Source organism: Janthinobacterium silvisoli (assembly GCF_014200725.1).
Classification (GTDB): domain Bacteria; phylum Pseudomonadota; class Gammaproteobacteria; order Burkholderiales; family Burkholderiaceae_D; genus Janthinobacterium.
On sequence record NZ_JACHCL010000001.1, the window covers coordinates 1,274,329 to 1,300,409 of the forward strand.

At 59.5% G+C, this 26,081-nt stretch carries 19 protein-coding genes; 9 read left to right on the plus strand and 10 right to left on the minus strand.

The window, feature by feature from the left end; genetic code table 11:
* Positions 1–174: 174 nt before the first annotated feature.
* Positions 175–2,673, plus strand: a complete 2,499-nt coding sequence (locus tag HDE75_RS05745) for a TonB-dependent receptor (RefSeq protein WP_183675821.1) — start codon at positions 175–177, stop codon at positions 2,671–2,673.
* A 116-nt stretch (positions 2,674–2,789) separates the two neighbouring features.
* Here the strand turns inward: HDE75_RS05745 and HDE75_RS05750 are convergent, their stop codons facing one another.
* Together HDE75_RS05750 and HDE75_RS05755 are read right to left on the minus strand one after the other, a co-directional pair.
* Positions 2,790–3,644, minus strand: coding sequence for an MBL fold metallo-hydrolase (locus HDE75_RS05750; protein WP_183675820.1), 855 nt, complete (start codon positions 3,642–3,644; stop codon positions 2,790–2,792).
* Between the two features lie 111 nt (positions 3,645–3,755).
* Positions 3,756–4,301, minus strand: a complete 546-nt coding sequence (locus tag HDE75_RS05755; RefSeq protein ID WP_183675819.1) for a sugar ABC transporter — start codon at positions 4,299–4,301, stop codon at positions 3,756–3,758.
* Between the two features lie 161 nt (positions 4,302–4,462).
* Between HDE75_RS05755 and HDE75_RS05760 the strand changes: the two genes are divergently transcribed.
* The gene (locus tag HDE75_RS05760; RefSeq protein WP_183675818.1) at positions 4,463–5,353 is read left to right on the plus strand and encodes a LysR substrate-binding domain-containing protein; all 891 of its coding nucleotides are present in this window, start codon (positions 4,463–4,465) and stop codon (positions 5,351–5,353) included.
* A 7-nt stretch (positions 5,354–5,360) separates the two neighbouring features.
* Here the strand turns inward: HDE75_RS05760 and HDE75_RS05765 are convergent, their stop codons facing one another.
* Both HDE75_RS05765 and HDE75_RS05770 read right to left on the minus strand, forming a co-directional pair.
* Positions 5,361–5,831 (minus strand): cyanophycin metabolism-associated DUF1854 family protein, encoded by a 471-nt coding sequence (locus HDE75_RS05765; RefSeq protein WP_183675817.1) that lies wholly within the window; start codon positions 5,829–5,831, stop codon positions 5,361–5,363.
* 2 nt (positions 5,832–5,833) lie between these two features.
* Complete coding sequence (locus tag HDE75_RS05770; RefSeq protein WP_183675816.1) at positions 5,834–8,116, minus strand: cyanophycin metabolism-associated ABC transporter; 2,283 nt, start codon at positions 8,114–8,116, stop codon at positions 5,834–5,836.
* A 465-nt stretch (positions 8,117–8,581) separates the two neighbouring features.
* On the opposite strand from HDE75_RS05770, the gene HDE75_RS05775 reads away from it, so the two are divergent.
* The 4 genes from HDE75_RS05775 to HDE75_RS05790 all read left to right on the plus strand — a co-directional run bounded on the left by HDE75_RS05775 (position 8,582) and on the right by HDE75_RS05790 (position 15,215).
* Positions 8,582–10,759, plus strand: a complete 2,178-nt coding sequence (locus HDE75_RS05775) for a cyanophycin synthetase (protein WP_183675815.1) — start codon at positions 8,582–8,584, stop codon at positions 10,757–10,759.
* 71 nt (positions 10,760–10,830) lie between these two features.
* The gene (gene cphA, locus HDE75_RS05780; protein WP_183675814.1) at positions 10,831–13,401 is read left to right on the plus strand and encodes a cyanophycin synthetase; all 2,571 of its coding nucleotides are present in this window, start codon (positions 10,831–10,833) and stop codon (positions 13,399–13,401) included.
* A gap of 154 nt (positions 13,402–13,555) precedes the next feature.
* Positions 13,556–13,834, plus strand: coding sequence for a hypothetical protein (locus HDE75_RS05785; RefSeq protein ID WP_183675813.1), 279 nt, complete (start codon positions 13,556–13,558; stop codon positions 13,832–13,834).
* Between the two features lie 58 nt (positions 13,835–13,892).
* On the plus strand, positions 13,893–15,215 hold the full coding sequence (locus HDE75_RS05790; RefSeq protein ID WP_183675812.1) for an aspartate aminotransferase family protein: 1,323 nt from the start codon (positions 13,893–13,895) through the stop codon (positions 15,213–15,215).
* A gap of 10 nt (positions 15,216–15,225) precedes the next feature.
* Here the strand turns inward: HDE75_RS05790 and HDE75_RS05795 are convergent, their stop codons facing one another.
* The 5 genes from HDE75_RS05795 to HDE75_RS05815 form a co-directional block, all read right to left on the minus strand.
* On the minus strand, positions 15,226–15,489 hold the full coding sequence (locus HDE75_RS05795; RefSeq protein WP_183675811.1) for a PAAR domain-containing protein: 264 nt from the start codon (positions 15,487–15,489) through the stop codon (positions 15,226–15,228).
* A gap of 21 nt (positions 15,490–15,510) precedes the next feature.
* Positions 15,511–16,395 carry a hypothetical protein gene (locus HDE75_RS05800; RefSeq protein WP_183675810.1) on the minus strand — a complete coding sequence of 295 codons (885 nt, stop codon included), beginning with the start codon at positions 16,393–16,395 and terminating at the stop codon, positions 15,511–15,513.
* Between the two features lie 486 nt (positions 16,396–16,881).
* The gene (locus tag HDE75_RS05805; protein ID WP_183675809.1) at positions 16,882–17,193 is read right to left on the minus strand and encodes a hypothetical protein; all 312 of its coding nucleotides are present in this window, start codon (positions 17,191–17,193) and stop codon (positions 16,882–16,884) included.
* A 21-nt stretch (positions 17,194–17,214) separates the two neighbouring features.
* The gene (locus tag HDE75_RS05810) at positions 17,215–19,128 is read right to left on the minus strand and encodes a T6SS effector phospholipase Tle3 domain-containing protein (protein WP_183675808.1); all 1,914 of its coding nucleotides are present in this window, start codon (positions 19,126–19,128) and stop codon (positions 17,215–17,217) included.
* A 16-nt stretch (positions 19,129–19,144) separates the two neighbouring features.
* Positions 19,145–20,878: a DUF2345 domain-containing protein gene (locus HDE75_RS05815; protein WP_311735073.1), complete on the minus strand. Its 1,734-nt coding sequence runs from the start codon at positions 20,876–20,878 to the stop codon at positions 19,145–19,147.
* A gap of 60 nt (positions 20,879–20,938) precedes the next feature.
* Here HDE75_RS05815 and HDE75_RS05820 point away from each other — a divergent pair, with 60 nt between their 5' ends.
* The 3 genes from HDE75_RS05820 (at position 20,939) to HDE75_RS05830 (ending at position 25,420) form a co-directional block, all read left to right on the plus strand.
* Positions 20,939–23,377, plus strand: coding sequence for a serine/threonine-protein kinase (locus HDE75_RS05820; RefSeq protein ID WP_183675807.1), 2,439 nt, complete (start codon positions 20,939–20,941; stop codon positions 23,375–23,377).
* Positions 23,374–23,931: a hypothetical protein gene (locus tag HDE75_RS05825; RefSeq protein WP_183675806.1), complete on the plus strand. Its 558-nt coding sequence runs from the start codon at positions 23,374–23,376 to the stop codon at positions 23,929–23,931. The genes HDE75_RS05820 and HDE75_RS05825 overlap by 4 nt, the downstream gene beginning before the upstream one ends.
* 472 nt (positions 23,932–24,403) lie before the next feature.
* Positions 24,404–25,420: a glycoside hydrolase family protein gene (locus HDE75_RS05830; protein WP_183675805.1), complete on the plus strand. Its 1,017-nt coding sequence runs from the start codon at positions 24,404–24,406 to the stop codon at positions 25,418–25,420.
* Between the two features lie 49 nt (positions 25,421–25,469).
* On the opposite strand, the gene HDE75_RS05835 is transcribed toward HDE75_RS05830, so the two are convergent.
* Positions 25,470–26,003 (minus strand): superoxide dismutase family protein, encoded by a 534-nt coding sequence (locus HDE75_RS05835; protein WP_183675804.1) that lies wholly within the window; start codon positions 26,001–26,003, stop codon positions 25,470–25,472.
* Between the last annotated feature and the right edge of the window lie 78 nt (positions 26,004–26,081).

Genomic DNA, 26,081 nt, shown 5'->3' on the forward strand with positions numbered 1-26,081 from the left:
ATTCTTTCTTGACAGTTGTAAGCCAAAAATGGTCTGATGAATTGCAAATTTAATGTATCAAATCATTAAATATTGTAATTTTGAAAAATATTAATTATTAAGAACAATTTTCACGGAAATCAAAATTTCCAACTTGGAGAATGCAGAGTGATTGAGAAAAAATTAAACAAGTCTATGCGACTGATGTTTACGGGCGCCCTGATGATGAGTGCAGGTTTTCTGCACCAGACAGCATTGGCCCAGGATGCCAAGGCTGACGACGAAAAGGTGCATCGCGTTGTCGTGACCGGTTCCGCCATCAAACGCGTGGATGCTGAAACAGCTGCCCCGGTTGAGATCTACACGAAGAAAGACATTGAGCGCACGGGCGCCACCAGCGTCGCCGAACTGGTACGCAACCTGGCATCCATCGATATCAATGACCAGGGCGAACTGAGCGCCAGCTCGCCATCGGGCTCGGGCACCACCAACATCAAGATGCGCGGCCTTAGCGAACGCAACGTGCTGATTCTGCTGAACGGCCGCCGCCTGCCCACCAATGCGCTGGCCGACGGTTCAGGCGCGGGAGCTGCGGTCGACGTCAACGCGATCCCGCTGGGCGCGCTGGAACGTATTGAGATCCTGAAGGATGGCGGCTCGGCCATTTACGGCGCCGACGCCGTTGCCGGCGTGATGAACTTCATCACCAAGAAAAACTACCAGGGCCTGGAAGCGAAGACCAGCTACGGCCAAAGCTCGCGCTCCGACGCCAAGGAAAAAACCGCTAATCTGGTATATGGCTATGGCGACTACGACGAACAGGGCTTCAACGTGCTGGCCACGGTCGACATCTTCAAGCGCGACCCGATCTACCGCAAGGATCGCGAACTGACGCGCTCAGCCGACTTCCGACGCTTTGGCGGACCGGACGGCCGCAGTGGCTACCATCCGAGCGGCAATATTTCTGGTGGTGGCACCCTAGTGCCTTGCCCACCTGAAGACCAGGCTGGTCCCACCTGCCGTTTCGACGTCAACAAGACTCTGCTGACCTCGACCAATGGCGCCGACCGCACCAGCGGCATGCTGATCGGCAGCCTGAAGGTCAGCGACAGCATCCGCGCCTTTGCCGAGTTCACCTACTCGGAAAGCAAGGATGATTTCGAATCGCAACCAGCACCGGGTAACTTCCTGGTCAACGGCAAGACCGTTGCTGGCCGCTTCATGCAAATGGGTCCGCGTAAAACCGAGCGCAAGGGCACACTGAGCCAGTTTTCGACCGGCCTGGAAGGCACGACGCGCGGCATCGACTGGGACGTCGCCATCGGCAAAGGTGTCAGCAAAGCCACCAACCGCGATTCGAACTATGCACACTACGATCTGTTCAACGAGGCGATTGAGAATGGCTCCATCAACCCAACCCGTACCGACAACCCGCAAGCGGCCGTCGACAAGATCCGCCTGACACCGACGCGCGCCGGCAAATCGGAACTGACCTTCTTCAATGCCAAGGCTTCGGCGCCCATCATGGACCTGGCTGGCGGTTCGCTGGCGTATGCCGTCGGCGTCTCGTACAACAAGGAAACGCTGAGCGACCAGCCTGACCAGGACCAGATCGATGGCCTGGTCTTCGGCAGCATCCAGCAGGCTGCGGTCAAGGCCGACCGCAATTCCAAAGGCATCTTCGGCGAACTGTCGATTCCTTTCCTGAAAGGCGTGGAAGCCCAGGTGGCCTTGCGTTATGACGATATTTCCAATGTGGGTAGTAAAACCAGCCCGAAAGTGGCGCTGCGCTACCAGCCGCTGAATAACCTGATGTTCCGCGGTTCCTACGCCGGCAGCTTCCTGGCGCCATCATTGAAACAAATGTATGGCGGCGTCGATGCAGGTGCCTACACGACCAACGATGCGGAAATTTGCAATGCATTCCCCACCATTTCGGGCAATTGCACCAACTTCTCCTACTACCAGGTATCCGGCTCCAACAAGGACTTGAAACCAGAAACGGGCAAGACCTACAACCTGGGCGTGGTCTTCTCACCAGTCAACTCACTGACATTGAGCGTCGACTTCTTCAAGATCAACAAGAAGAACGAGATCGGCACCCTGACGGAACTGAAGGCCATCGAACTGGGCAACGTCGATATCAAGAACGGCGATGCCCGCATCCTGCTAAACAACCAGAACCTGGCCACCACCGACGTGCGCGGCTTCGACACGGACCTGCGCTATACCTCGCCGCAAACGATGTTCGGCAAGTTCACGTTCCGCAACGCGTCCACGATCTACACGCGCATGGACACGCAGGATACGGAAAGCGATCCTGTGCAAAGCACGCTGAAGACGTTCATGAATCCGAAGTACCGCAACACCTTCACGGCCAGCCTGGAGCAAGGCAATGCGTCCGGATCGCTGATCATCCGCACCACGGGCGACATGATCGATTCGGACCGTCGCCGCGACGAAATCCCGAACGGCACCCGCACAATTGGTTCGCATACCGAAGTAGACCTGACTGGCCAGTATATCGCGATGAAAAACCTGACCCTGACGGCCGGCGTCAAGAACCTGTTCGACAAAATGCCACCATTTAGCATCATGGGTGCAGGCAACCAGTACGGCACGCTGGGCTTTGCCCAGCTGTACAACGTGCGCGGCCGTTACCTCTACATCGGCGCAGGCTACAAGTTCCTTTGATGAAGGTGTGATACGGGCAAGCTGACACGGTTTGCCCGTATCTTGCACGCTGTGTCTTCAGGCCGCACGAAGCGATTCATGCGGCTTTTCTTTGGGTGATACCGCAACTCGGGGACTCATCCCTGCATCTCGTAATGCAAGCCATAGCTCCCGCTGCTACGCGTGATGCGCGCAAAGCCCAGCTCGCCCAAGTGCATGCCGGCGATCAGCAGTTTTTCCGAGGACACCATATCGAGCAGCCGTGAGCGGGTGGTGGCCGCCATGGCGGGATCCTGGTCAAACGCAATCGATACATCTGGCCGTTCAATCTGGATGTACGGAAAATGCACGATATCGCCCCAGACCAGCAAGCTTTGCGCTTGCGATTCGAGCAGATATCCCGTATGCCCTTCCGTGTGTCCCGCCAGCGGAATCGCGTGTATGCCAGGAAGCACTTCACCATCCCGAAAAGGTCGCAGCTGCTGGCGATAGCCGTCGAAAACGCGGCGCGCCATGGCGAAGTTGCCCTTGGCGCGCTCACTGGCACGGCTCAGATTGCCGTCATCGTCCCAGAATGCCACTTCCCGCTGATGGACCACCAGCTCCGCATTGGGGAAGCTCATCTGCCCAGCTGCATCGACCAGGCCGCCCACATGATCGGGGTGGGCATGGGTCAGCAGGATGGTGTCGATTTCCGAGGGTTCTATGCTGGCAAGCAGTAAATTGTCGCGCAGGCGGCCACCCCATTGCTTGACGCCTCCCGCCCCGCCATCGATCAGTATGGTGCGGTGCGCGCCGCGCACCATGCCGCGCACGATATAGCAATTGATATGCACGGCGTCAGGCGCCTGTCCTGCGGCGCCTTGCATGCTGGCAGCGTCGGACGGGGCGATATTGGACAGGAAATCCAGGCTGGCGGACAGGTAGCCGTCGCTGATCGCGGTGATCGTAAAGTCGCCGGCCATCTGGCTTGGAAAGGGAGAGATGGACATATTCTTTTCTTTAAAAAACGCTTCCGTTAAGCGCATCGACGGCGTGAATAGCCGGACCAGCTTTTCAGCCGAAGGCATGTGCTCAGCAGAAATATATAAAGCATGGCGAACTTAGCGCACTTGGGCGGCCTGGGTGACAGCGGAACTTTTCAGCTGTTCCGTCATCGGTGCATAGAAGAAGATGCCTTCTGGTAAAGACCCGGCTAGCGACGCCTGTTGCCGGGGCAAGCTTGCCAGCCAACGATGTTCAGGGAATTTTTCAAGTGCCACGGCGTGCATGGCCAGGGGACTCAGTCCCAGCGCCAGCAAAGGTTCCGGACCAGTGGCGCACAGCACCAGCAATTCGTCTGCCTTCACCGCGGGCGCCAGGCCGATATCGCTGTACAGGTTGCGGTGCCAGTCCGTGATGTGTTGCTGCCATCTGGCAAAGTTGCCTCCGCCTTTCTGGCGGTATTGCTCTCCCGTCAGGATATCGAGGCCATCCATGGTGTGGATGGCTAGATACGTGGGGCAACCATCGCTGAGCGCCTGGAAGCGCTGCGAGGTATGAAAGCCGCTCACGGAGATCAGAGCGGGCAGTTTTTCGAGACTATAAAAGTCACTCCATAGCGCTACGCTGTCGGGATCGGCATAGCTGCATTCGACGGTGTAGATCATCACATTATCCTTTGCAAGAGACGAGCATCGTGCTGCAACTCGCATGCACTTATTGCAGAAAGGTAATGATAAGATGGGATTCCCGCAGTAGATAGCGATATAAAATCAATCTTCCATGATATTTACTCAAGCTGCCATTATCCCCCAATCTGGAGCATCCCATGCGCCGTAAGCTTCCCAGCAATGCTGCGCTAATGGCTTTCGAGGCCGCGGCGCGCCACGGCAGCTTCGCCCGGGCAGCCGAAGAGTTGTCGCTGACCGAAGGGGCCATCAGCCGCCAGATAGGCCGCCTGGAAGAGTTTCTGGGCGTTGCGCTATTCCAGCGCATAGGCAACCGGGTGCGGCTGGCGGCTAGCGGCGCGCGCTATGCGGTGCAAGTGCGCGACATTCTGGACCGGCTGGAACGGGATAGCCTGTACTTGATGGGCCAGCCCATCGACGGCGCGAGTATCGAGATCGCCGCGCTGCCAACCTTCGCCACCCGCTGGCTGATTCCACGGTTGAAACGCTTCAAGGAGCGGCATCCGCACATTACCGTGCATATCGCTGAACGCATGGAGCCGTTTGTGCTGGCCGGCAGCGGTGTCGACGCGGCGATTCATTTTGAGCATCCGGCGTGGGCCGGCATGCATAGCCATCACTTGCTGGAAGAGATACTGGTGCCCGTCTGCAGCCCCGCGCTGCTCGAGACCAGCGCTGACACGACACTGGCTGCCTTGCCGCTGCTGCACCGGCGCCAGAATCCGGACGCCTGGCAAAGCTATGCCCTGGCGGCCGGCATCGTGCTGGCCAACCCGGCGGTGGGGCCCCGCTATGATCTGCATGGCATGTTGATTGAAGCGGCGCTGGCGGGCATGGGCGTGGCCCTGGTGCCGCGCCTGTATATCGAGGAGGAAATCCGGCAAGGCCGTTTGGTAGCGCCCTGGCCGGATGGTCATACTATCAGCAAGAAATTTTGCCTGGTGCTGCCCGAGCCGATGGACTTGACTGCATCGCCACTACAAGCATTTGCGCTATGGCTGCTTGAGGAAGCGCAGCCTGCTATGCCCTGAATACCGCTTACAGGAAGCGGTCGAGGATCTTGCGCGTGGTCTTGTCGATGTCGAACATGTCGCGTATCAAAAAGTGGATGCCGTGGTTATCGGCGATCAGCAGTGACGTGGCGCCGATGCGGCGGATGTCTTCTTCGCCTTTCAACACGAACTGGGTCGGACCGCGGTCCGTTTCCACGTACCAGGTGCACGGCGTGGCGTAGCTGCTGACGCTGACCACGCGCGAAATCTCGGGCATGAATTCACGCCCTTCCAGTTCTTCCTTCACCAGCGTGCGGGCCGGTTCCGGCAGGCTGTCGACATGGTCTATCCACGCCACTTCCTTGCCGTCGCCCTGGACCAGCGAAATACCTTCGTTGGGCGACTGGATCGGGAAGGCGCGCACGGGCGCCACGCCGTGATAGAGCTGGCCGTCTTCAGCCGTCATCACCAGCTTGCCGAAATTGTCACGCGTCAATGTAAATGTGGTGCTGGCCATGCTTATTCCTTGTCTTCCAGTGCGAGTTCGGCGTTGCGCGCCTGCGCTTCGTAGAGGCGGAAATAGGCGCCCTCTTTCGCCATCAATTCATCATGGCTACCCACTTCGACCACCTGGCCACGATCCAGCACCACCAGACGGTCGGCCCGGTGCAAGGTGGACAGCCTGTGCGCAATCGCGATCGTGGTGCGGCCCTGCACCAGGTTGTCCAGCGCCTTCTGGATCTCTTTCTCGGTTTCCGAGTCCACCGACGATGTGGCTTCATCCATGATCAGGATGCGCGGATCGATCAGCAGTGCGCGGGCAATCGAGATGCGCTGGCGTTCGCCGCCAGACAAGCCCTGCCCCCGTTCACCGACCATCGAATCGTAGCCTTGCGGCAGGCGCAGGATGAATTCATGGGCATGCGCGGCGCGCGCGGCGGCGATGATTTCCTGGCGCGTGGCGTGTGGTTTACCGTAGGCGATATTTTCTGCGATGGTGCCGAAGAACAGGAAGGGTTCCTGCAGCACCAGGCCGATATTGCGGCGGTAGTCGGCCACCGCGAACGAGCGGATGTCGACGCCGTCGAGCAGGATCGCGCCTTCCGAAGCGTCATAGAAACGGCAGATCAGGTTGACCAGCGTGCTCTTGCCCGAACCGCTGTGGCCCACCAGGCCAATCATTTCACCAGCCCTGATGTTCAACGTAATGCCACGGTTGACAGCACGGTTGCCATAACGGAAACCAACTTCGCGCAAGTCGATACGACCTTCGACCTTGTCCAGTTTGACCGGGTTGGCCGGTTCCGGCACGCTCGACACGTGGTCGAGAATGTCGAAGATGCGCTTGGCCGCCGAGGCGGACTTTTGCGTCACGGAGACGATGCGGCTCATGGAATCGAGGCGGCCATAAAAACGCGTGCTGTAGGCGATGAAGGCGGTCAGCACGCCGACGGTGATTTCGCCGCGCGACAATTGCCAGATGCCGAAGCACCAGATCACCAACAAGCCCATCTCGGTCAGGAACGATACGGTAGGCGAGAACAGCGACCAGACTTTATTGAGCTTGTCGTTGACGGCCAGGTTATGCGCATTGGCGTCGCGGAAGCGGGCCGCTTCGCGCTTTTCCTGGGCAAACGCTTTCACCACGCGAATGCCGGGAATGGTATCGGCCAGCACGTTGGTCACTTCGCTCCAGACGCGGTCGATCTTTTCAAAGCCGGTGCGCAGGCGGTCGCGCACCAGGTGGATCATCCAGGCAATAAAAGGCAGCGGCGCCAGGGTCATGATGGCCAGCCATGGGTTCATCGACCACAGGATGGCGCCCGTCATGATAATCATCAACACGTCGGATGCGAAATCGAGCAAATGCAGCGACAGGAACACGCAGATGCGGTCACTGCCACTGCCGATACGCGACATCAGGTCGCCCGTGCGCTTGCCGCCAAAAAATTCCAGCGACAGCTTCATCAAATGTTCATAGGTGGCCGAACGCAAGTCGGCGCCCATGCGTTCGGAGACGATCGCCAGGATATAGGTTTTCCACCAGCCCAGCAGCCAGGCCAGCAGGGCTGAACCCAGCAGGCCGCACATATAGTAGACCACCAGCCACGGGTCGATATGCTTGCCGTTCTGATATGGAATCAGCACATTGTCCATCAGTGGCGCCGTCAGGTAGGGCGGGATCATGTGGGCGCCGGTACTGAGCAGCATCAACAGGAAACCCAGCGCCAGCTGGCCACGGTAGGGATGGGCGAAGCGCCACAGGCGCAGCAGGGTCCAGGTCGATGGCGGGGTGTGCAGCACCTTGGCGCAGATCGGGCATTCTTCCTGCTCCGGCTCCAAAGGCGCTTTGCAGCTCGGGCACACTTCCTGCTCGGCTTCCACCACGGGCTGCCCCGTCAGATGGCTGTCGAGACGCTCGACAAACTGTTCCAGCACGCGGATGGCATGCAGGTTCTGGCCAAGGGTAAAGCGCCAGGAAGCCAGGCGGCCATGGTCGTCGAGCAATTCCAGGTGGCCGACACCGGCGTGGTCATGGTGCGTCAGGCGCAAGCCCGGACGGTAAGACCAGCTTTTCCACTCGCTTTCGCCAGGAGCAAGCGCTAACAGACGCTTCTCGGTAACAACTATTAAACCTTTTGTGAAACGTAATCGTGCATCGAGGTCAACCTCAACGCTAGTTAAAACGTTCTCCCCTGGAGAAAGATTTTTTTCCACCTCCGTCAGCCACGTTTCTGACAGCGTTGTCGGTAAGAAGTTGGCAGGAATGGTTGTTGCAGGAACACTCAGTTCAGTTGTCATCGTAAAGCATACTCCGGCTCAAGGCCTGGCCCTCAGGGGCGGGATTTTGGGGGATGGGGCTTCGCACCATCCATGTTTGTATTTTGGTATTGCGCGGTGGCGGCTGGCGGAATGCCAGGGCAGTTCCTGTATTGTATCGAATGGATGCGTGCCGATCAGAAATTGAATAGGCAAAGACGCAAGAAATAATCAGACACCGCTGTGCTTTTGCAAGTATACAACAGCTCGCTGTTGCGTAAATGCTGGTTATTCTGGCAAAAACACTAACTTTATAACAATCATGACAATAAAAAATAGCAACTAGAGTCAGAATACAATAAGCAAACGCGACAAAAGGCCGCCAAAAGTGGCACACTGCGCATACCCGGGATAAAGAACACAGCACGAGCCTGAAAAGTCTCTGTAAGCCACCCTATAAAGTATCTGGCGCCCAGACGCCTGGCTTGTTATCAAGAAACCACTTACATGATCAAGAAGAAGAACATCGATTTCCTCCGCATTACCCATTTGCGCGGCCCCAACATCTGGACTTACCGCCCGGTGATTGAAGCCTGGGTCGACATCGGCGAACTGGAAGACTATCCCTCCAATACCCTGCCCGGCCTGTATGAGCGGCTGATCGCCTGGCTGCCAGGCTTGATCGAGCACCGCTGCGGCGTGGGTGAACGGGGCGGCTTCCTCGAGCGTCTGCGCGATGGCACCTGGGCCGGCCACGTGCTGGAACATGTGGTGCTGGAATTGCAAAACCTGGCCGGCATGCGCACCGGCTTCGGCCAGACGCGCTCGACCAGCCAGCGCGGCGTCTACAAAATGGCGTTCCGCACGCGCGAAGAGCAAGTGGGACGCGCTACCCTGGACACTGCCCGCAGCCTGCTGCTGGCCGCCATCAACGATGAAGCCTTCAACCTGGAAGCGGCCCTGGTGCCGCTGCGCGACATGGTGGACTCGCGCTGCCTGGGCCCGAGCACGGCTTCCATCGTCGACGCCGCCACCGAGCGCCGCATCCCATCCTTGCGCCTGAGCGACGGCAACCTGGTGCAACTGGGCCATGGCGCCGCACAGCGCCGCATCTGGACGGCCGAAACGGACCGTACCAGCGCGATCGCCGAAGGCATCGCCAGCGACAAGGACCTGACCAAATCCCTGCTCAAATCGTGCGGCGTGCGCGTGCCCGATGGCAGCCTGGTGCGCAGCGCCGAAGCCGCCTGGGAAGAAGCGCAGGACATCGGCCTTCCCGTGGTATTGAAGCCGTATGACGGCAACCATGGCCGTGGCGTCTCGCTGAACCTGATGACGGAAAGCGACGTGAAAGCCGCCTACGAACTGGCCGCGCGCAAGGGCGACAGCTCGGCCGTGCTGGTGGAAAGCTTCATCACCGGCGACGAACACCGCTTGCTGGTGGTCGGTAACAAATTGGTCGCGGCAGCCAAGGGCGAATCCCTGTGGATCGAAGGCGACGGCGTCTCGACGATTCTGGACCTGGTCAATACGCAGATCAATACCGATCCGCGCCGTGGCGAAGGCGAAGACTTCCCGCTGGGCGTGGTGAAACCGCATGAATCGGGCGAAGTCATCCTGGAGCTGGAACGCCAGGGCATGACCGCACTGTCCGTGCCGCAAGCGGGCCAGAAAGTGCTGATCCAGCCGAACGGCAACGTCGCCATCGACGTCACCGACGAGGTGCACCCATCGGTCGTGCATGCAGCCCTGCTGGCAGCACGCGTGGTTGGCCTGGACATCGCCGGCATCGACCTGGTGACCACCGATATCACGCGTCCACTCGAAGAGCAGCGCGGCGCCATCATCGAAGTCAATGCCAGCCCGGGCCTGCTGGCCCACATCAAGCCTGGCGTGGGCAAACCGCGCCCGGTAGGCACGGCCATCGTCGACCACCTGTTTACCGATGAAGAGACGGGCCGCATTCCGCTGGTCGGCGTGACGGGCACGCAAGGCGCCAGCCTGATCGTGCGCCTGCTGGCCAAGCTGCTCAGCCTGTCGGGCAAGCACACGGGCGCCGTCTGCAGCGAAGGCATGTTCCTCGATCAGCGCCGCGTCACCAGCAGCGATTGCGTGAACTGGGACGCAGGCCAGCGCCTGCTGATCAACCGCAGCGTGCAGGCAGCCGTATTTGAAAGCAATCCGCGCATGATCCTGGCCGAAGGCCTGGCTTATGACCGCTGCCAAGTGGGCGTGGTGACGGACATGGGCAGCCTCGATAGCGTCAAGGATTTCGATGTACTGGACGCCGACGCCCTGTACAAGGTGGTGCGCAGCCAGGTCGACGTGGTATTGTCGACCGGCGTGGCCGTCCTGAACGCCAACGACGCGCAAGTACTGGAACTGGCTGACCTGTGCGATGGCACGGTGACCCTGTACGCCCAGGATGGCAGCCTGCCTGCCATCACCGAACAGCTGGCGGCTGGCCGCCGTGCGGCCTTCGTGCGCGAGCATCACATCGTGCTGGCAGAAGGCGGCATCGAAACCGTGTTGCTGTGCCTGGATTTGCTGAAACCGGCCACCGCCGGCCATGTCGACAGCGTGCTGGCGGCCGTGGCGGCAGCCTGGGCGCTGGACCTGTCGGCGGACCTGATCTGCGCCGGCCTGCGCACTTTCGACGCAGCGCCTGGCAGCACCGGTAACTAAACTGAGCCCAGTTTTAAAATAGCCCGGCTGCGGCCGGGCCCCAAGAACATAACAGGATTAACGGTTTAACTATGGAAGTATCTCGCGTACGGGCCTTGCGTGGCCCTAACCTCTGGAGCCACGACACTGCCGTGGAAGCCATTGTGTCCTGCACCACGCAGGAACTCGACATCGCCCAATTGCCTGGATTCGAGGCGCGCCTGCGCAACCTCTTCCCGCAACTGAGCCCGCTGCAACCGCTGGGTAACTACAATGCCGCGCCGATGGCGCAGGTGCTGGAACTGGCGGCGCTGGGCCTGCAGGCGCAAGCCGGCTGCCCCGTCACCTTCAGCCGCACCACGCCTACCCTGGAAACGGGCATCTTCCAGGTGGTGGTCGAATATTCGGAAGAAGACGTCGGCCGCCTGGCGTTGGAACTGGCGCAGCAGCTGTGCCGCGCCGCGCTGGACGATGCACCGTTCGACTTGCCTGGCGCCCTGCAGCAACTGCAGGACCTGGACGAAGACGTGCGCCTCGGCCCATCGACGGGCGCCATCGTCAACGCCGCTATCGCCCGCAACATCCCGTTCCGCCGCCTGACCGAAGGCAGCCTGGTCACTTTTGGCTGGGGCAGCAAGCAGCGCAAGATCCAGGCCGCCGAAATGGACGGCACCAGCGCGATTGCCGAAGCGATCGCACAAGACAAGGAACTGACCAAGAAACTGCTCGATTCGGCCGGCGTGCCGGTCCCGCAAGGCCGCGTGGTGATCGACGCGGACGACGCCTGGGCGGCAGCTTGCGAAATCGGCTTGCCGGTGGTCGTCAAACCAAAGGATGGCAACCAGGGCAAGGGCGTGACGGTCAACGTCACCACGCGCGAACAACTGACGGCCGGCTTCATCGCGGCGCAGGAATTCCGCGACGATATCCTGGTCGAACGCTATTTGCCAGGCCACGATTTCCGTTTGCTGGTGATCGGCAACAAGATGGTGGCGGCAGCGCGCCGCGACCCGCCGCAAGTGGTGGGCGACGGCCAGCACACGGTGCGCCAGCTGGTCGATCAAGTCAATCTGGATCCGCGCCGCGGCAGCGGCCACGCCACCTCGCTGACGAAAATCCGTTTCGACGACATCGCCCTGGCCAGCCTGGCCAAGCAGGGTTATGTGGCCGACTCGATTCCACCGGTGGGCCAGCGCGTCATCCTGCGCAACAACGCCAACCTGTCGACGGGCGGCTCGGCCACCGACGTCACCATCGACGTGCACCCGGAAGTCGCGGCGCGCGCCGTGGCGGCTGCGCACATGGTGGGCCTGGACATTTGCGGCGTGGACGTGGTTGCCGACAGCGTCTTGAAACCGCTGGAAGAACAGAATGGCGGCATCGTTGAAGTGAACGCCGCACCAGGTTTGCGCATGCATCTGGCGCCATCGTTCGGCCGCCCACGCCCGGTCGGCGAAGCGATCATCGCCGCCATGTTTGAAGAAGGCGACGATGGCCGTATTCCCGTGGTTGCCGTCACGGGCACCAATGGCAAGACCACCACCGTGCGCCTGATCGCCCATTTGCTGACGGCTTCCGGCCTGCGCACGGGCATGACGAATACGGATGGCGTCTACATCGAAGGCCGCCAGATCGACAGCGGCGACTGCAGCGGCCCGCGCAGCGCACGCAATGTGCTGCTGCACCCTGACGTCGATGCGGCCGTGTTCGAGACGGCGCGCGGCGGCATGCTGCGCGAAGGCCTGGCCTTCGACCGCTGCCAGGTGGCCGTCGTCACCAATATCGGCGCTGGCGACCATCTGGGCCTGAACTACATCACCACCGTGGAAGACTTGGCGGTGTTGAAGCGCGTGATCGTGCAAAACGTCTCCGACAGCGGCGTGGCCGTGCTGAACGCCACCGATCCGGCAGTCGCCCGCATGGCAAAAAACTGCAACGGCACGGTGACCTTCTTCGCCGCCGACAAGACGCATCCCGTGATGGCGGCCCACCGCGCCCAAGGCAACCGCGTGGTGTACGTGGAAGACGGCAAGCTGGTGGCCGCCGAAGGCAAGCAGCGCCATGAAATCCCGCTCTCGCAAGTACCTATCACCCGCAATGGCGCGATCGGCTTCCAGGTTGAAAACGTGATGGCCTCGCTGGGCGCTGCCTGGGCCGTGGGCCTGGATTGGGAAGCGATCGCCAAGGGCTTGAAAACCTTCGCCAACGAGAACGACAATGCGCCCGGCCGCTTTAATGTGTTCGATTACAAAGGCGCCACGCTGATCGCCGACTACGGCCATAACCCGGACGCCATCCTGGCGCTGGTGCAGGCGGTGGAAAGCATGCCGGCCAAGCGCCGCTCGGTGGTGATCAGCGGCGCCGGCGACCGCCGCGACGAAGACATCCGCCAGCAGACGGAAATCCTCGGCGCCGCCTTCGACGACGTGCTGCTGTACCAGGACCAATGCCAGCGCGGCCGCGCCGACGGCGAAGTGGTGGCACTGCTGCGCCAGGGCTTGAACGGCGCCAAGCGCACCAGCCATATCGATGAAATCAACGGCGAATTCGTCGCCATCGACAAGGCCCTGGCGCGCCTGAGCGAAGGCGATTTGTGCCTGATCCTGATCGACCAGGTGGAAGAAGCGCTGGCGCATATCGCCCAGCGCGTGGCGCAAGCGTAAGCGCCGCCCTCTTCCTACATGACGGCGCCCTTGCGGCGCCGTTTTTTTATGCTCGGCGCACTCGATGCACGGTACAAAAAGCTTGTCAAAGTTGATTTGACTCAATATCGAGCGGCAGCTGCCACCTAAGCTGATGACTAGCTAGGAGGTGCCCATGGGCAATATTTCTACCACCGATAACGCCTTACTCTTTTCTCCCGATATCCCAGCGCGGCTGGACATGCGCACGGCCGCGCTGGTGGAGCATGCGCTGGCCTTGCAGGAAATGGCGGGTACGGGCGCCGCCGCCCTGTTCCTGCATTGCCACGACGTGGCGCTGGCGACCGCCTTGCGCGTACTGGGCACCGGACCGCGCCGACAAAATGCCGGTCCCCATTTGTTTACCCGCCTGCGGCCCAGGACCGGCAGCAGCCGTGATGCGCTACGCTATTGATGCAACACTCCATGTTGTAAGTGACTGTACCGCCCTCCAAACTCACCGAAAGCAGCCCATGAGCCATGTCTTCCACCGTAGCCTGAGCAGCAACTACCCGATCGCCACCGCTGGCGATGGGCCCTACCTGATCGCCGCCGATGGCAAGCGCTACCTGGACGCCTGCGGCGGCGCAGCCGTCTCTTGCCTCGGCCATTCTGATGCGGCCGTGATCGCTGCCGTGCAGCGGCAAGTGGGTCGCATGGCGTATGCGCACAGCTCCTTTTTTACCACGCAGCCGATGGAAGAGCTGGCCGACTTTTTAGTGGCCCGGGCGCCGGCCGGCATCGACAGCGTGTATTTCGTCTCGGGCGGCTCGGAAGCGGTGGAAAGCGCCCTGAAAATGGCGCGCCAGTATTTCGTCGAACGGGGCCAGCCGCAGCGGCGCCACCTGATCGCGCGCCGCCAGAGCTATCACGGCAATACCCTGGGCGCGCTGGCCACGGGCGGCAACGCCTGGCGCCGCCAGCAGTTCGAGCCCTTGCTGATTGGCGTGACGCATGTTTCGCCCTGCTACGCCTGGCGCGACCAGCAAGTCCATGAAACGGATGGCGATTACGTGGCACGGCTGGGCCAGGAACTGGAAGACAATATCGTCGCACTGGGGCCAGAAAACGTCATGGCCTTCATCGCCGAACCCGTGGTCGGCGCGACTTCTGGCGCCCTGCCCGCCGTGACCGGCTACTTCAAGCATATGCGCGCGATATGCCAGCGCCACGGCATTTTGTTCATTCTCGATGAAGTCATGTGCGGCATGGGCCGTACGGGTAGCCTGTTTGCCTGCGAACAAGAAGGCATCACGGCTGACCTGATCTGCATCGCCAAGGGCCTGGGCGCCGGCTACCAGCCGATCGGCGCCGTAATGGTATCGAAAGACATCCGCGACACCATCCGTGCCGGCACCGGTTTCTTCCAGCACGGCCATACCTACATCGGCCACGCCACCGCCTGCGCCGCCGCGCTGGCGGTGCAGCAGCAAATCGAAGAGCGCGATTTACTGGCCAATGTACGGGCCATGGGCGACTTGTTGCAACAGCGTTTGCGTCAACGCTTCAACGGCCATCCGCACGTGGGCGATATCCGGGGCCGGGGCCTGTTTCTGGGAGTGGAACTGGTACGCGAGCGCGGCAGCAAGCAGCCCTTCGACCCTGCGCTGCGCCTGCACGCCCGCATCAAGGCACAAGCCATGCAAGCCGGACTGATGTGCTACCCCATGGGCGGCACCATCGACGGCTTGCACGGCGACCATGTGCTGCTGGCGCCACCCTACATCATCAACACCGGCCATGTCGATGAAATCGTCGACAAGTTGGCTATGGCGATTGACACCAGCCTGGCGTAAATCTTACTCTTCAGCCGCGCCCGCTTGTTCCCACCGTGGAAATCAGGCTGGCGCCGCAACTGGTCTTGTGGCCGTCAAACGCCACCGGCACGCCATCGATCAGCACCTTGGGGTCCCCCTCGGCGATCACGCAGCGGTCATGGCCGCGTATCGGGCACGTGCAAGCATCGCCCTTGCGCGCCACGGCCAGACCCAGCACCGTCGTCTTGGGCGCCGCCCCCGTCACCTTGCCGCCATGGCTGGTGGGATCATTTAGCCGTATCACGCCGCGCATGCTCTTCCCCCTTGATGACTCTCATTGCGAAAACCCCTGAACGTATTCGCGTGCATCGTGGCGCAAGCCCCACCATGGCAGATAGGCATAGTTGCCGCTGCGTGCGCGGAACCACGGTTTGCCAGTCTGTATCGGTCGTGGGATAGCAGGTGGCGCCACCACCAGCGCTACGGGAGCGGCCAGATCGCTGGTGCCGGCCACCAATACCGGTTTGCCAAAGTGATGTGCGTAGGCGATGCCCAGCGCCACATTGGTCAAGGCCGTGCCGGCGCCCGTCTCGCCCAAAAGAGCTGGCATATTGAAGCTTTGCTTGAGGAAATCGAATTCCGGCAATTGCATGGTCAGCGTTTGCGCCAGCGGGCCGATACGGTCCGAGACATCCTTGCTGGTATTGCCCGCATCGTGGATCACATAGCCGATATCAGTCTCTTGCCGGTTGATCTTGCCGGCCGCCTCGCCAATGGCCGCCGTCCACGCCTGCACAGAACGGGAAGGCTGACCCTGCTTCGATTCAAACGCACCCACGTTTTTCGTGCCGGGGTAGCCCAGCCAGGCCAGCGGCGCCCGCTCCGTTTTATAGTCAGGCCCTGCCAATACCAGCAGCACCAGGTTTTCATTGATCTGCCTATCCTTGGGCCGACTAGGCGCATCCCAATTCATGGCCCAGACGGTTTCTTTCGGATGCTTTTGCAAATAGTCGAGGGCGGCGGACAGTGAAGTAAAACCGGCGTTGGGGCCGCCCATGGTGACGCGGACATCGGGGAGTGTGGAGCGGGTCCAGAGGGTGGGGAAACTGAGGTTGCCTATGCTAAATGTACTACGGACATAATCCTGTAAAAAAGCGCCTGACTCCACCGGATCAAGCTTGCCTTCTGGCAGCGCATATTCGATATGGATACCGGCCAACTCTCGCCAACGCGACCGGTTTTCAGCCGAGTGAACATTATAAAAATATTCAGGGTCGGAGTAATAAGGACCATGGAACAAGTTCACCATTTCACGAATGTATTTTCGATAATAGCCACGAAATGTTTCAGAACCCTCATTTCCAGCGACGACAGGGGAGATCGCCTGTAATTTCAAATATTTTCCAGGTTTTTCCTTGACCATATCGTCGTCTGGATTTGGCTGCACCATGCCCAAAGTCCACAACAACTGCCATTGGGTAGGATAGTCTCGACGTTGCAAAGGATTCAGCCATTGCACGGCTACCACTTGCGCCATATAAGGCCGCGGGGCCGTTTCAGGCAATGTAACGATAGCATTCGAAGGCTTAGTCGCCGATACGCGTAAGCGCGCGCAAGCAGCTAAAAAAGTTAAAGCCAAAAATGAAATCAATGCATATAGGAAAAGGGTTTTCGGCATACCAGATTCTCCATTATCAAGATAGATTTATCTGTGAGCTAATTCGCCCGATGTAGGCGTAGCACTCCGCGGCGGGTTTTGACGCTGATCGACGATTGAATCGGGCATACAAGCCGGGCAATCCGAACGCCCTACCCATTCTGATATCGAGACTTCATCAAGCGTGGCTTTAGCAAAATACTCTTCAAAGATCTTTGCAGAATTAGTCTCATCCAACCACTTCAACAACCGCCAATCCGCTGCCACCCTTAACTTGCGCAGCGCTTCCGGCTTGATCCGGCACTCGCCAACCGGCACGTCATAGGCCAGCGCCCGCTCGGCGTGCATGGGGTTGGTCATGATGGTGGAATGGTCGGTGGCTTAGCTGCCCACCTGCTCGGCCATCCTTTCCTTGATCCTTGTGCTGCGCCATTGCAGGAAAGCCGCGTCGGGCCTGGCGTTAGGCATTTCCTGCTGCACCCTTTGTCCGGCTGGATTTTTACCTTCTCGCTGCGCCAGGCCGCGTATTTCTGCCCGCTGTTCAAACTTCAGGCGCGCTTCGTCTGCCGCCGTGCCCTTGGCGCTATCCATGCCCCTGGCTTCAAGCTTGCCTTGCTGGCCTTGCAAGCCACCCAACGGGATTTCATGGTCGGCAAAACGATCATCATCCGGCGAGCGCTGCTTGCCTGCGTCGCGCGATTCGCCGACCGGGTCATAGCCTTGATCGAATTCCTCGCTTTTTTGGCCAAAGCGCAAGGACTGGGGCGTAAATGGAGGCTCCAGATCGGGGGCACTCAATTCGATCTGCCACCCTTTATCGGGCGAACCGTTGGTCGGTTGCTGGGCCAGGCCCAGGCCGACGATCGTCAACGGCGCCGAGGCGATAGTCAGCACGACGGCAAGCCAGCTCTCGCTGGCGGCGATACCTTGCTTGATGGAATAGCTCGCATACTTTTGCGCCGGAAACCAGAAACCATCACCACCAGGCTTGGGCTTGCGCCAGTGGTCTTTCCAATAATGGTAATGACCTTGCTTGCCGACCTCAAAACCTTGCGCAAACACGCGCTGTACAAACACGCCGGCCGCATTGGTCGAGACCAGTTCGCCGCCATTCTTGCTGCCAGGCGCAAGCGAGCCGGACAAGCCGCGCCAGCCCATGCCCTGGATGGCAATCGAGGACACCACCAGATCATGTGGATTGCAATACACGGTCACCCGGCCATACGAAGATTTTTTACCTCCCCGCTCAGCCCCGGCGATGCCATATTTTTCACGGTCTGCCGCAGCGGCAAAACCGTGCGCGGCATTGGCCATGCAGCGGTCGATGCGCTGGTCCGTCTGCAGCTCGCCCAGGCTGGCACGCTTGCGGATAATGTCAAAGAAATTCTTCAAGGTATCGATGCGCGCCTGCAAGGTCAGCCTGCCGGTGCTGCCGTCTGTGCCGCGCAGGTTGCTCCCTACCCAGTTTTCGGCGCCATTGCTTTCCAGCAAGCTGTACGGCGAATTACAGATGACATAGTTATCCGCCACGCACGCCATAGACTGCACCGGTGGCAGGCGCGCGCCGAGAAAGGCGGCAGCCATCGCCACCATCGTGCCCTGGCTGTGGCAAACAATGGTCACGGGCACATCGGCCTGTTGCTGGCGTATGGCTTCGACCAGCTTGGCTAGCCGATAGGCGGCCAGCACGAAATAAGGACGCGGTGGGCAACTGAACACTTCCCGCTCCCCGAAAGGATTCATGTGCTGGATCTTGTACCACAGGAAAAGACCATCGCTGAGGCCATCTTTCCACAGGTCGGCCAAGGCGCTGCAACCATTGGCAAACGGACCGCCGCCCCAGTAATCCTGTTCATTCAGATAGATTCCCTTGCCATATTTTTGCAATTCCTCGCCGCAAGCCTTGTAGCCCCAGCGAAAGCGGATCACAGGTGAAAAAGTACCGGCCTCCTGGATCAAAGTATCGGCCGACATTTCCGGGTTGATGAAGCCGTCAGCCGTGATTTCGGCGCCATAGTTCACCGGGGTCAATTCCCCACCTTCCGGGTCGGCGTGGACCATGTGCTTGCACTCGCGCTTGAGACGCGTGTTCAAGCCCGCGCACAAACCCTGCTCGCTCTGCTGATACCACTCGCCATCGGAATTGACGCCATGTACAAAAATGATGATGCCGGGCAAGGGCAATTGCTGCAGCATGTCGTAATCACCATGGTTCGGCAGCACCGAATAACAGGATTGGGCATACATATCGACCTGCGGGTCATCGCACAGCGGTGGACGTGGATCAAAGGTCATGGCGATACGCCCCTGCTCAGTAACGGCGCACGAAAAAAAAGGTCTTCAGTTTTTGCAAATGGTCGCTCAGCACCTTTGGTCCGCGCCCATCGCCGCCACTTGTACCCGTCAAGGGACTATCGCCCTCGCGTTCGATATGCGCCTGCGCACCTTCCACGGGCAAGCCATCGGTGGGACGCAACAAGCGCGGAGTGCGGCCCAGATCGCCTTCGCTGAAAACCGGTAGTTCCCCCTTCATGCTGCCCGGACCATTCCAGTGATGACCATCGGTCTTGACCGTCAGCGCGCCCGGCCCGCCCAGTTCCACCGCGCCACCCGACAATTTCAGATACGCGCCGCCGGCCGTCATGAAAGTGATCTCATCTTGCGCCACGCCCAGCAAGCGCGTGCCGGCCGTCAATTTCATTTCCTTGGCGGCATCGGCTTGCAGCGCATCATGCTGGCTTTGCAGCAAGAACTTGCCGAAATGGGCCACTTGTACGATACCGTCCTTGTGGGCAAACAAGGAAATACCTTTGCCTGCATTCACATTGCAGCGCTGCGCCGCAGTCAGTTGCAGATGCTGCTGGGCGACCAGGTCAATATTCGCGCCCGCGTGAGTGGCGATGGTCTTGGGCGTGCTCAGCGCCACACCGTCCGGCGCTGTGATGCTGATGGTGGCTTTATCTGCAGCAACGTCGGCGCTCAATGTTTGGCTGCCTGCAGGGTCCAGCGCCAGCGCTTGATGCTGGGCGGCAAACTCTCCCAGCGAACTGAATAATTCCAGGCACTCCTTCATCAAGCTCAGATGTTCAGCGCTGTCGGGTTGCTTGCCCTGCGCATCGATTCTTTTCCAGGCCGAAATCAACAGCGAACGGGCCGTGCGCAAGCTGCCGCTGGCGTCGCTGCGCAATTCAAAACCATCGCCGCGCTGCTGGCCCGCACCGTCACTGCGCGGCTCGACCAGATAACCGAGGTTCAGCTGCGTGACCGCCTGGTCGCTGGCCAGCTGGGCGCTGATCTGCGATGGCGTATCGTCAAAGCACAGCTGGTTGCCGCGTGCGCCCTTTATTTCGCGGCTGCGCATTCCAGCAAGATAACGGTTGCCGGGCAAGCCGCCACGCTGGCTCAGGCCTGGCGGCATGCCCACGGCGTTGTACAGCTGACCGATGATGATGGGCTGATCAGGATCGCCACCGAGAAAATCGACCAGCACTTCCGTGCCGATGCGCGGCAGGGTCAAAGTGCCGCACTGCTGATTGGAACCTGGACCATTGCCGGTCCAGCTGAAGGCCACGCGTACCCAGGCCGAATCGCGTTCCGTGTCGGATGCGCCGGAACCGTTGGCATGCGCATGGTCCTGCACCCGCGTGGCGCCAAAACGCAGCTTGACCCTGCCCAGCGCATCGCAATGTACCTCTTCGCCGGCCGGCCCCACCACCAGCGCGCTTTGCAGGCGCACAACCGGCAGGTCGCTGCGCACATCGTAGCCCGGCACGATCTCGATGCCGCGCCGCACACAGGTAAAACGGCTGCGGTAGCGCAAGGCCGAGGCGGCTTCAATCACGCCCGGCGGCGCCAAGCCATGATCCACAGGCCAGCCGCTCTGGGAAAACAGACGCTCTATCCTCGCGTCGAGGCCTTTCGGCAAGTTGTTGCTGGCCAAAACGCTGACCGCCGTAAGGACGAAGCAACGCTCGGCCGCAGGATGGCTATCGATCTCGGCATGCCCTTCCAGGCTGAACCATTGGCCCGCACAAAAGTCGCGCACGCATGCCTCGGGCGACCGGCACATGCTGGTACGGCCCCATCCGCATTATTGAGGAAGGCGATGAGACAGAAATTGCGTTTGGACAAAATGGCAGGGATGGCCCGGCAAGCAACACCGAAAAACCTTCCAGCCTGGCATTTTGTTCATTCCTTGCCAATATTAATTGACTTATGCGAAACAATCGTTTTAAATCAGTATGTTACTTATAATCAATCATCTTGCGCATTCGAACACATTCGATGCTTGGTGCACAGGTTGATGCACTCTCAGCCAAGGTATATGGAATTGCTCGATCCCCTGCGTCAGCCCGCGTTGCAAGACGGCAATATCAGCGAGCACTATGAAGTGCGCCGCTTGCTGGGCGAAGGAGGTTTCGGCCATGTATTCGAAGCCTGGGACGCCAAGCTGTGCCGTAGCGTGGCGCTGAAGCGCCTGAAACCGCAAGCCGATGTCGTCCATCCTGAAAAACTGATCAATGAGGCGCGCCTGGCTGCGTCGCTGCGCCATGCCGCCTTCGTGCGCATCTTTTCCATCGAGGGACAAGGCACGGGCCAATCCATCGTCATGGAACTGGTTGAAGGCCAGACGCTGGGGCAATTCATGCATAGCGGCGGCGCCACCACGGAAGCGGCGCTCGATATCGCCTACCAGATCGCCGACGCCATGGACGAGGCGCACGCCATGGACCTGGTGCATGGCGATCTGAAACCATCGAATCTGATGCTGGAAGCGAACGGCAAGGTGCGCATCCTCGACTTCGGCCTGGCCCGCCACATGGACCCGCAAGCCACGCAAACGACCACCCTGTGCGACTTGCAGGGCACCATCGCCTACATGGCGCCCGAGCGCCTGATGGGCCGCCTGCCCGACACGCGCGGCGACGTCTACGCACTGGGCGCCATGCTGTACGAAATGCTGGCCGGCCAGCGCCACTTCGCCCACCTGAACGGCCTGGCCCTGGCCGCCGCCCACATGCAGGCGACAGAACCGTGGCCCGACCTGCCCGACACCGTTCCGCCCGCCATCAACGCCCTGGTGCGCGCCATGACCGCCTACGAGCCAGCCGACCGCCCGCGCACCATGCGCGATGTGCGCGAGGCGATAGCGGCACAACGCGCATCGGTGACGCTCACAAACGCGCAAGTGACCGAAGTCAAACCTGTCAAAGCGCCTGCGTCAATTGCCATCCGTCTGCAAGTTCCCATCAAGCGCGCCCTGCTAGCAGCTGGCGCCCTCGTCGTGCTGATGCTATGTGTTTGGCAAGGACCTAAGCTAGCGGAGTCCATGCGTAGTCATCAGGCTGCTGCACGGTTTTCCGAAATAGCCGCGATGACGGCCGGCATGGATGCCTTGCGGGTATTCGACCTTGACACCAGCCAGAAGCTACCGCTTGAGCAATTCACGGCCGTGCTACAACATAACCCTACCAACGCAGCGGCGGCCGCCGGCCTGTCACTGGCATCGAGCCTGCGCTATATCGGCGAGGGCCGTGACGACACTTGGCTGCAACGGGCCGATGTCAGCGCAAAACAAGCGCTGGCGGCTGATGACCAATTGGCGCTTGCCCACGTAGCGCAAAGCTGGGCTTACGAATTCCAAGGCAAGAAAGAGGAAGCATTGCGAGAAGCAACCATTGCACTCAATCTGGAACCGAACAATTTTCTGGGCATGTATGGCAAAGCACGGCTATACGTTATCGACCACAAGTTTGATCTGGCAAAGAACATACTTGATCAGGCCATAGCCGCCTATCCACACGAGCACGTATTTGTTTCTCTGCTTGGATACATGTATTACAAGAAAGATGATTACGTCAGAGCAGAGCAAGCGTTCCGCAAAAGCATAAGCATGAGCCCTCAATCTCCAATAACTTATGCGTATTTAAATGCAGCGCTGCTACGACAAAATCGCAGTGACGAAGCACTGCAGGTATTGCAACAGGGACTGCAAATCAGTCCTCATTGGGAACTGTACACTAACCTAGGTACATCCCTGTTTGCCAAAGGTAACTATCTGGGCGCAGTCCAAGCATTTGAAAATGCCGTCTCCGAAAAAAAAGGCGGTCCCGGTATCTATTTGCTATGGGCTAACTTAGCCGACGCGCAACGCTGGATACCTAGCCAGACACAGGCATCAAAAGAATCGTATCACCGAGCTATTGCCTTACTACAGCCATTACTTGATCGTATGCCCAACGATACCACTATCAATTCACGCATGGCGCTCTACCAGGCTTATACGGAAGAGAAACAACATGCATTGATCAGAGTAAAACATGCTCTCAGCTTGGGGCCTGAAGTGGCAGACGTTCAATTTCGTGCTGCCCTCACGTATGAACTGATAGGCCAGCGCGCTGAAGCACTTGACGCGTTATTTAAGGCAAGCAAACTCGGCTACCCCATCAATCTGATCGAGTCTGCACCTGATCTTTTGAACATGCGGCGCGACAGTCGCTACCAACAATTTCTCATCAACCTGGAAAGAGACAGTAAAAAATGACGCCTGTAAGCCCTTGGATGAAGTTATCCGTACATTTTGATGTAGATCAAATTACCAACCAGCTCGACTACAGCTTTACCTCCTGCGATGGCACGGCCGATCCTCGTCACGGCCCCTATATGGGTGGCGTACACTTCCAGAAAGGCCAGCATGTTTATCTTGATGTTACTTGCTGTGGCTCGAAGGAAAGCGGGTTCACCTCATTCCAGATCGTCGATTGTTGCATCATCACCGTGCCGCAACTGACACAAATCGGGCCGAAAGTACCAACCATTTACTCTCCACCATCGCCATTTTTACAAGCCGTAGGAGCAACCTATCATTTGCCGCTGGATTTCGAAATCCAGCAGCTGTTGGGCGAACCGGAACTGCCTGCCCTGCGCCATATTCGCCAGGAATGGAAACACAACCTGGACGTGGGATATGCAAACGGCCGCTGGGAACTTTCCTTCGTCATTACCGTACGTATCATGCGTGGTGAGGACGTTCAACCAGAACTGCGAGTCTTCTCCTTCGATCCGGAAAGCTCGGTCGGCGGTAGCAGTAGCTGGTAATCTGCGCCCGCATCCACGCGTCGTGCGCCGATTCCACCTCTGGCTGCAATGAATGGAAGTCCCAGTTCACTTGGAATGCGACGAAAAGCCAGGTAACAACCTACCTGCAAGTTCGGTAGGTGCATCGTCTGGCAAGCGTAGCGTGCCCGATACACGGCGATGAGGCTAGCATCGCACGCGTCGTCACAACCCTAAAACATATAGCCGCACCAACAATTATCGGTGCGGCTTTTTTCTTGGCTATTCCTACGCAACCACAGCAAGACCATATGGGTTTTGTTGCTGCTTGGCTACGTGTCTCTCTGTACCCAGATCCCGATGCGCGCTTCCCAAAAAATAAATTTCCCCCCACGCGTGTGCGGCGCTTTTCTTTCTCTATAATATATTGCGCCATGGAAACATTTGCATTTATTGCTTTTGTTTCTTAAGTACATAATATTTCACCAACCACATCTTGCGAGATCGCCATCATATGAGCACCTTCTTCGAACTGGAAAACCAGCGCCGCAGGCAATGGTTGAAATTGCTTGCTGCCTCCGCCGCTGCAGGCGGACTGAGCGCTTGTGGCGGGGGTGGCACAAGTACCCCTGCTGCGCTCGCCGGCAACGCCCCGGTCAACGTTCCCGCGCCGCCTGTCACTCCTGCAACACCGGTAACGCCCGTCAACCCGGCGCCGCAGCCAACCCCTACCCTGGCGGCGCCGAAAAGCGCCAAGCGCGGCATCGCCTATGACTTGTCGGACCCGGCCGATTTTTCGGCGCTGTTGCCTGGCGTGAGCTGGTGGTATAACTGGGGTAGCCGTCCCAATAGCGCGGTGCCGAGCGATTACGCCACGCGCTACAACATGGATTATTATCCGATGCTGTGGAATGGCAACTTCAACGATGCCGACACCGTGGCTTATCTGAAGGCCACCCCTGGCATCAAATACTTGCTGCTGCTGAACGAACCGAACCTGACGGACCAGGCCAATTTGACGCCGCAACAAGCTGCCGCCCTGTGGCCCCGCTACGAAGCAATAGCCGCCAGTACCGGCGTCAAGCTGGTCGGACCTGCCATCACTTGGGGCACCATGCCGGGCTTCAGCGATCCGGTGGTCTGGCTGGACGCCTTTTACGCCGCCTACCAGTCCGCCAATAACGGCCGCAATCCGCAGATCGACTACCTGGCGTTTCACTGGTATGACTATGGCCTGGGCGGCCAGCTCGATCGCCTGCTGAAATATGGCAAGCCGTTCTGGGTCACGGAAATGGCCAACTGGCATAGCCAGAATGACGGTGCTCAAATCGATACGGTGGAAAAACAGAAGGCGCAGATGGCCGAGATGGTGGCCCTGTGCGAAGGCCGTGCCGATGTGTTCCGCTACGCCTGGTTTATCGGCCGCATGAGTCCCGATCCGCATTTCACCAGCTTGTTGGGCGCCAGCGGCCAGTTGACGGCGCTGGGGCAATATTATCTCTCCTTGCCTTTTAATACTGCCAAGCAATAAGTTCAACAACAAGCCCGCGCCGCTTTCCAGGGCGCGGGCCTGCCTCCATTTACTTCTGCAAGCTCACCACGCCACAGGCCAGGCGCGCGCCCGAATTGCCGGTCGGCTGCGTCTGCAAATCATCGGCGACCGCATGCAAAATCACGCTATGGCCAGCCAGTGCATTCGGCGCAGCCGGGTCCAGGGTCAGTTGGCTCAGTGGAATATCGATGATGAAATCCACATTGCCATTGGCGTCTGCAGTCACGTTGCCAAAGTCGCCCACATGGTGGTGCATGGCGTGCGGGCCGCCATGTTCTTCCTTGGTCGGATTGAAATGGCCACCGGCGCTGCTGCCATCGGCCGAGCTGCAATCGCCATGTTCGTGCACGTGGAAACCGTGCAAGCCCGGCGGTACGCCTTGCGCATGCAGCGACACGCTCAAATGGTCGGCCTGCTGCACCACCGTCAGCAGACCAGTGGCGGTATTGCCCGCCGTCGGCTTGAGTTGCGCCTGGGCAGTCGGCAAGTTGGCGGGCGTTGTGGCGCAGGCGCTCAGTGCGAATGCGCTCAAGCACATCATGGCATGGGGGAGAAATTTCATCGTGGATCCTTGAAAGTCGGTTGAAGTAGGCCGCGGCACGGTTATGGACCAGAACAGTCGCTGGCGTATAACCGTATA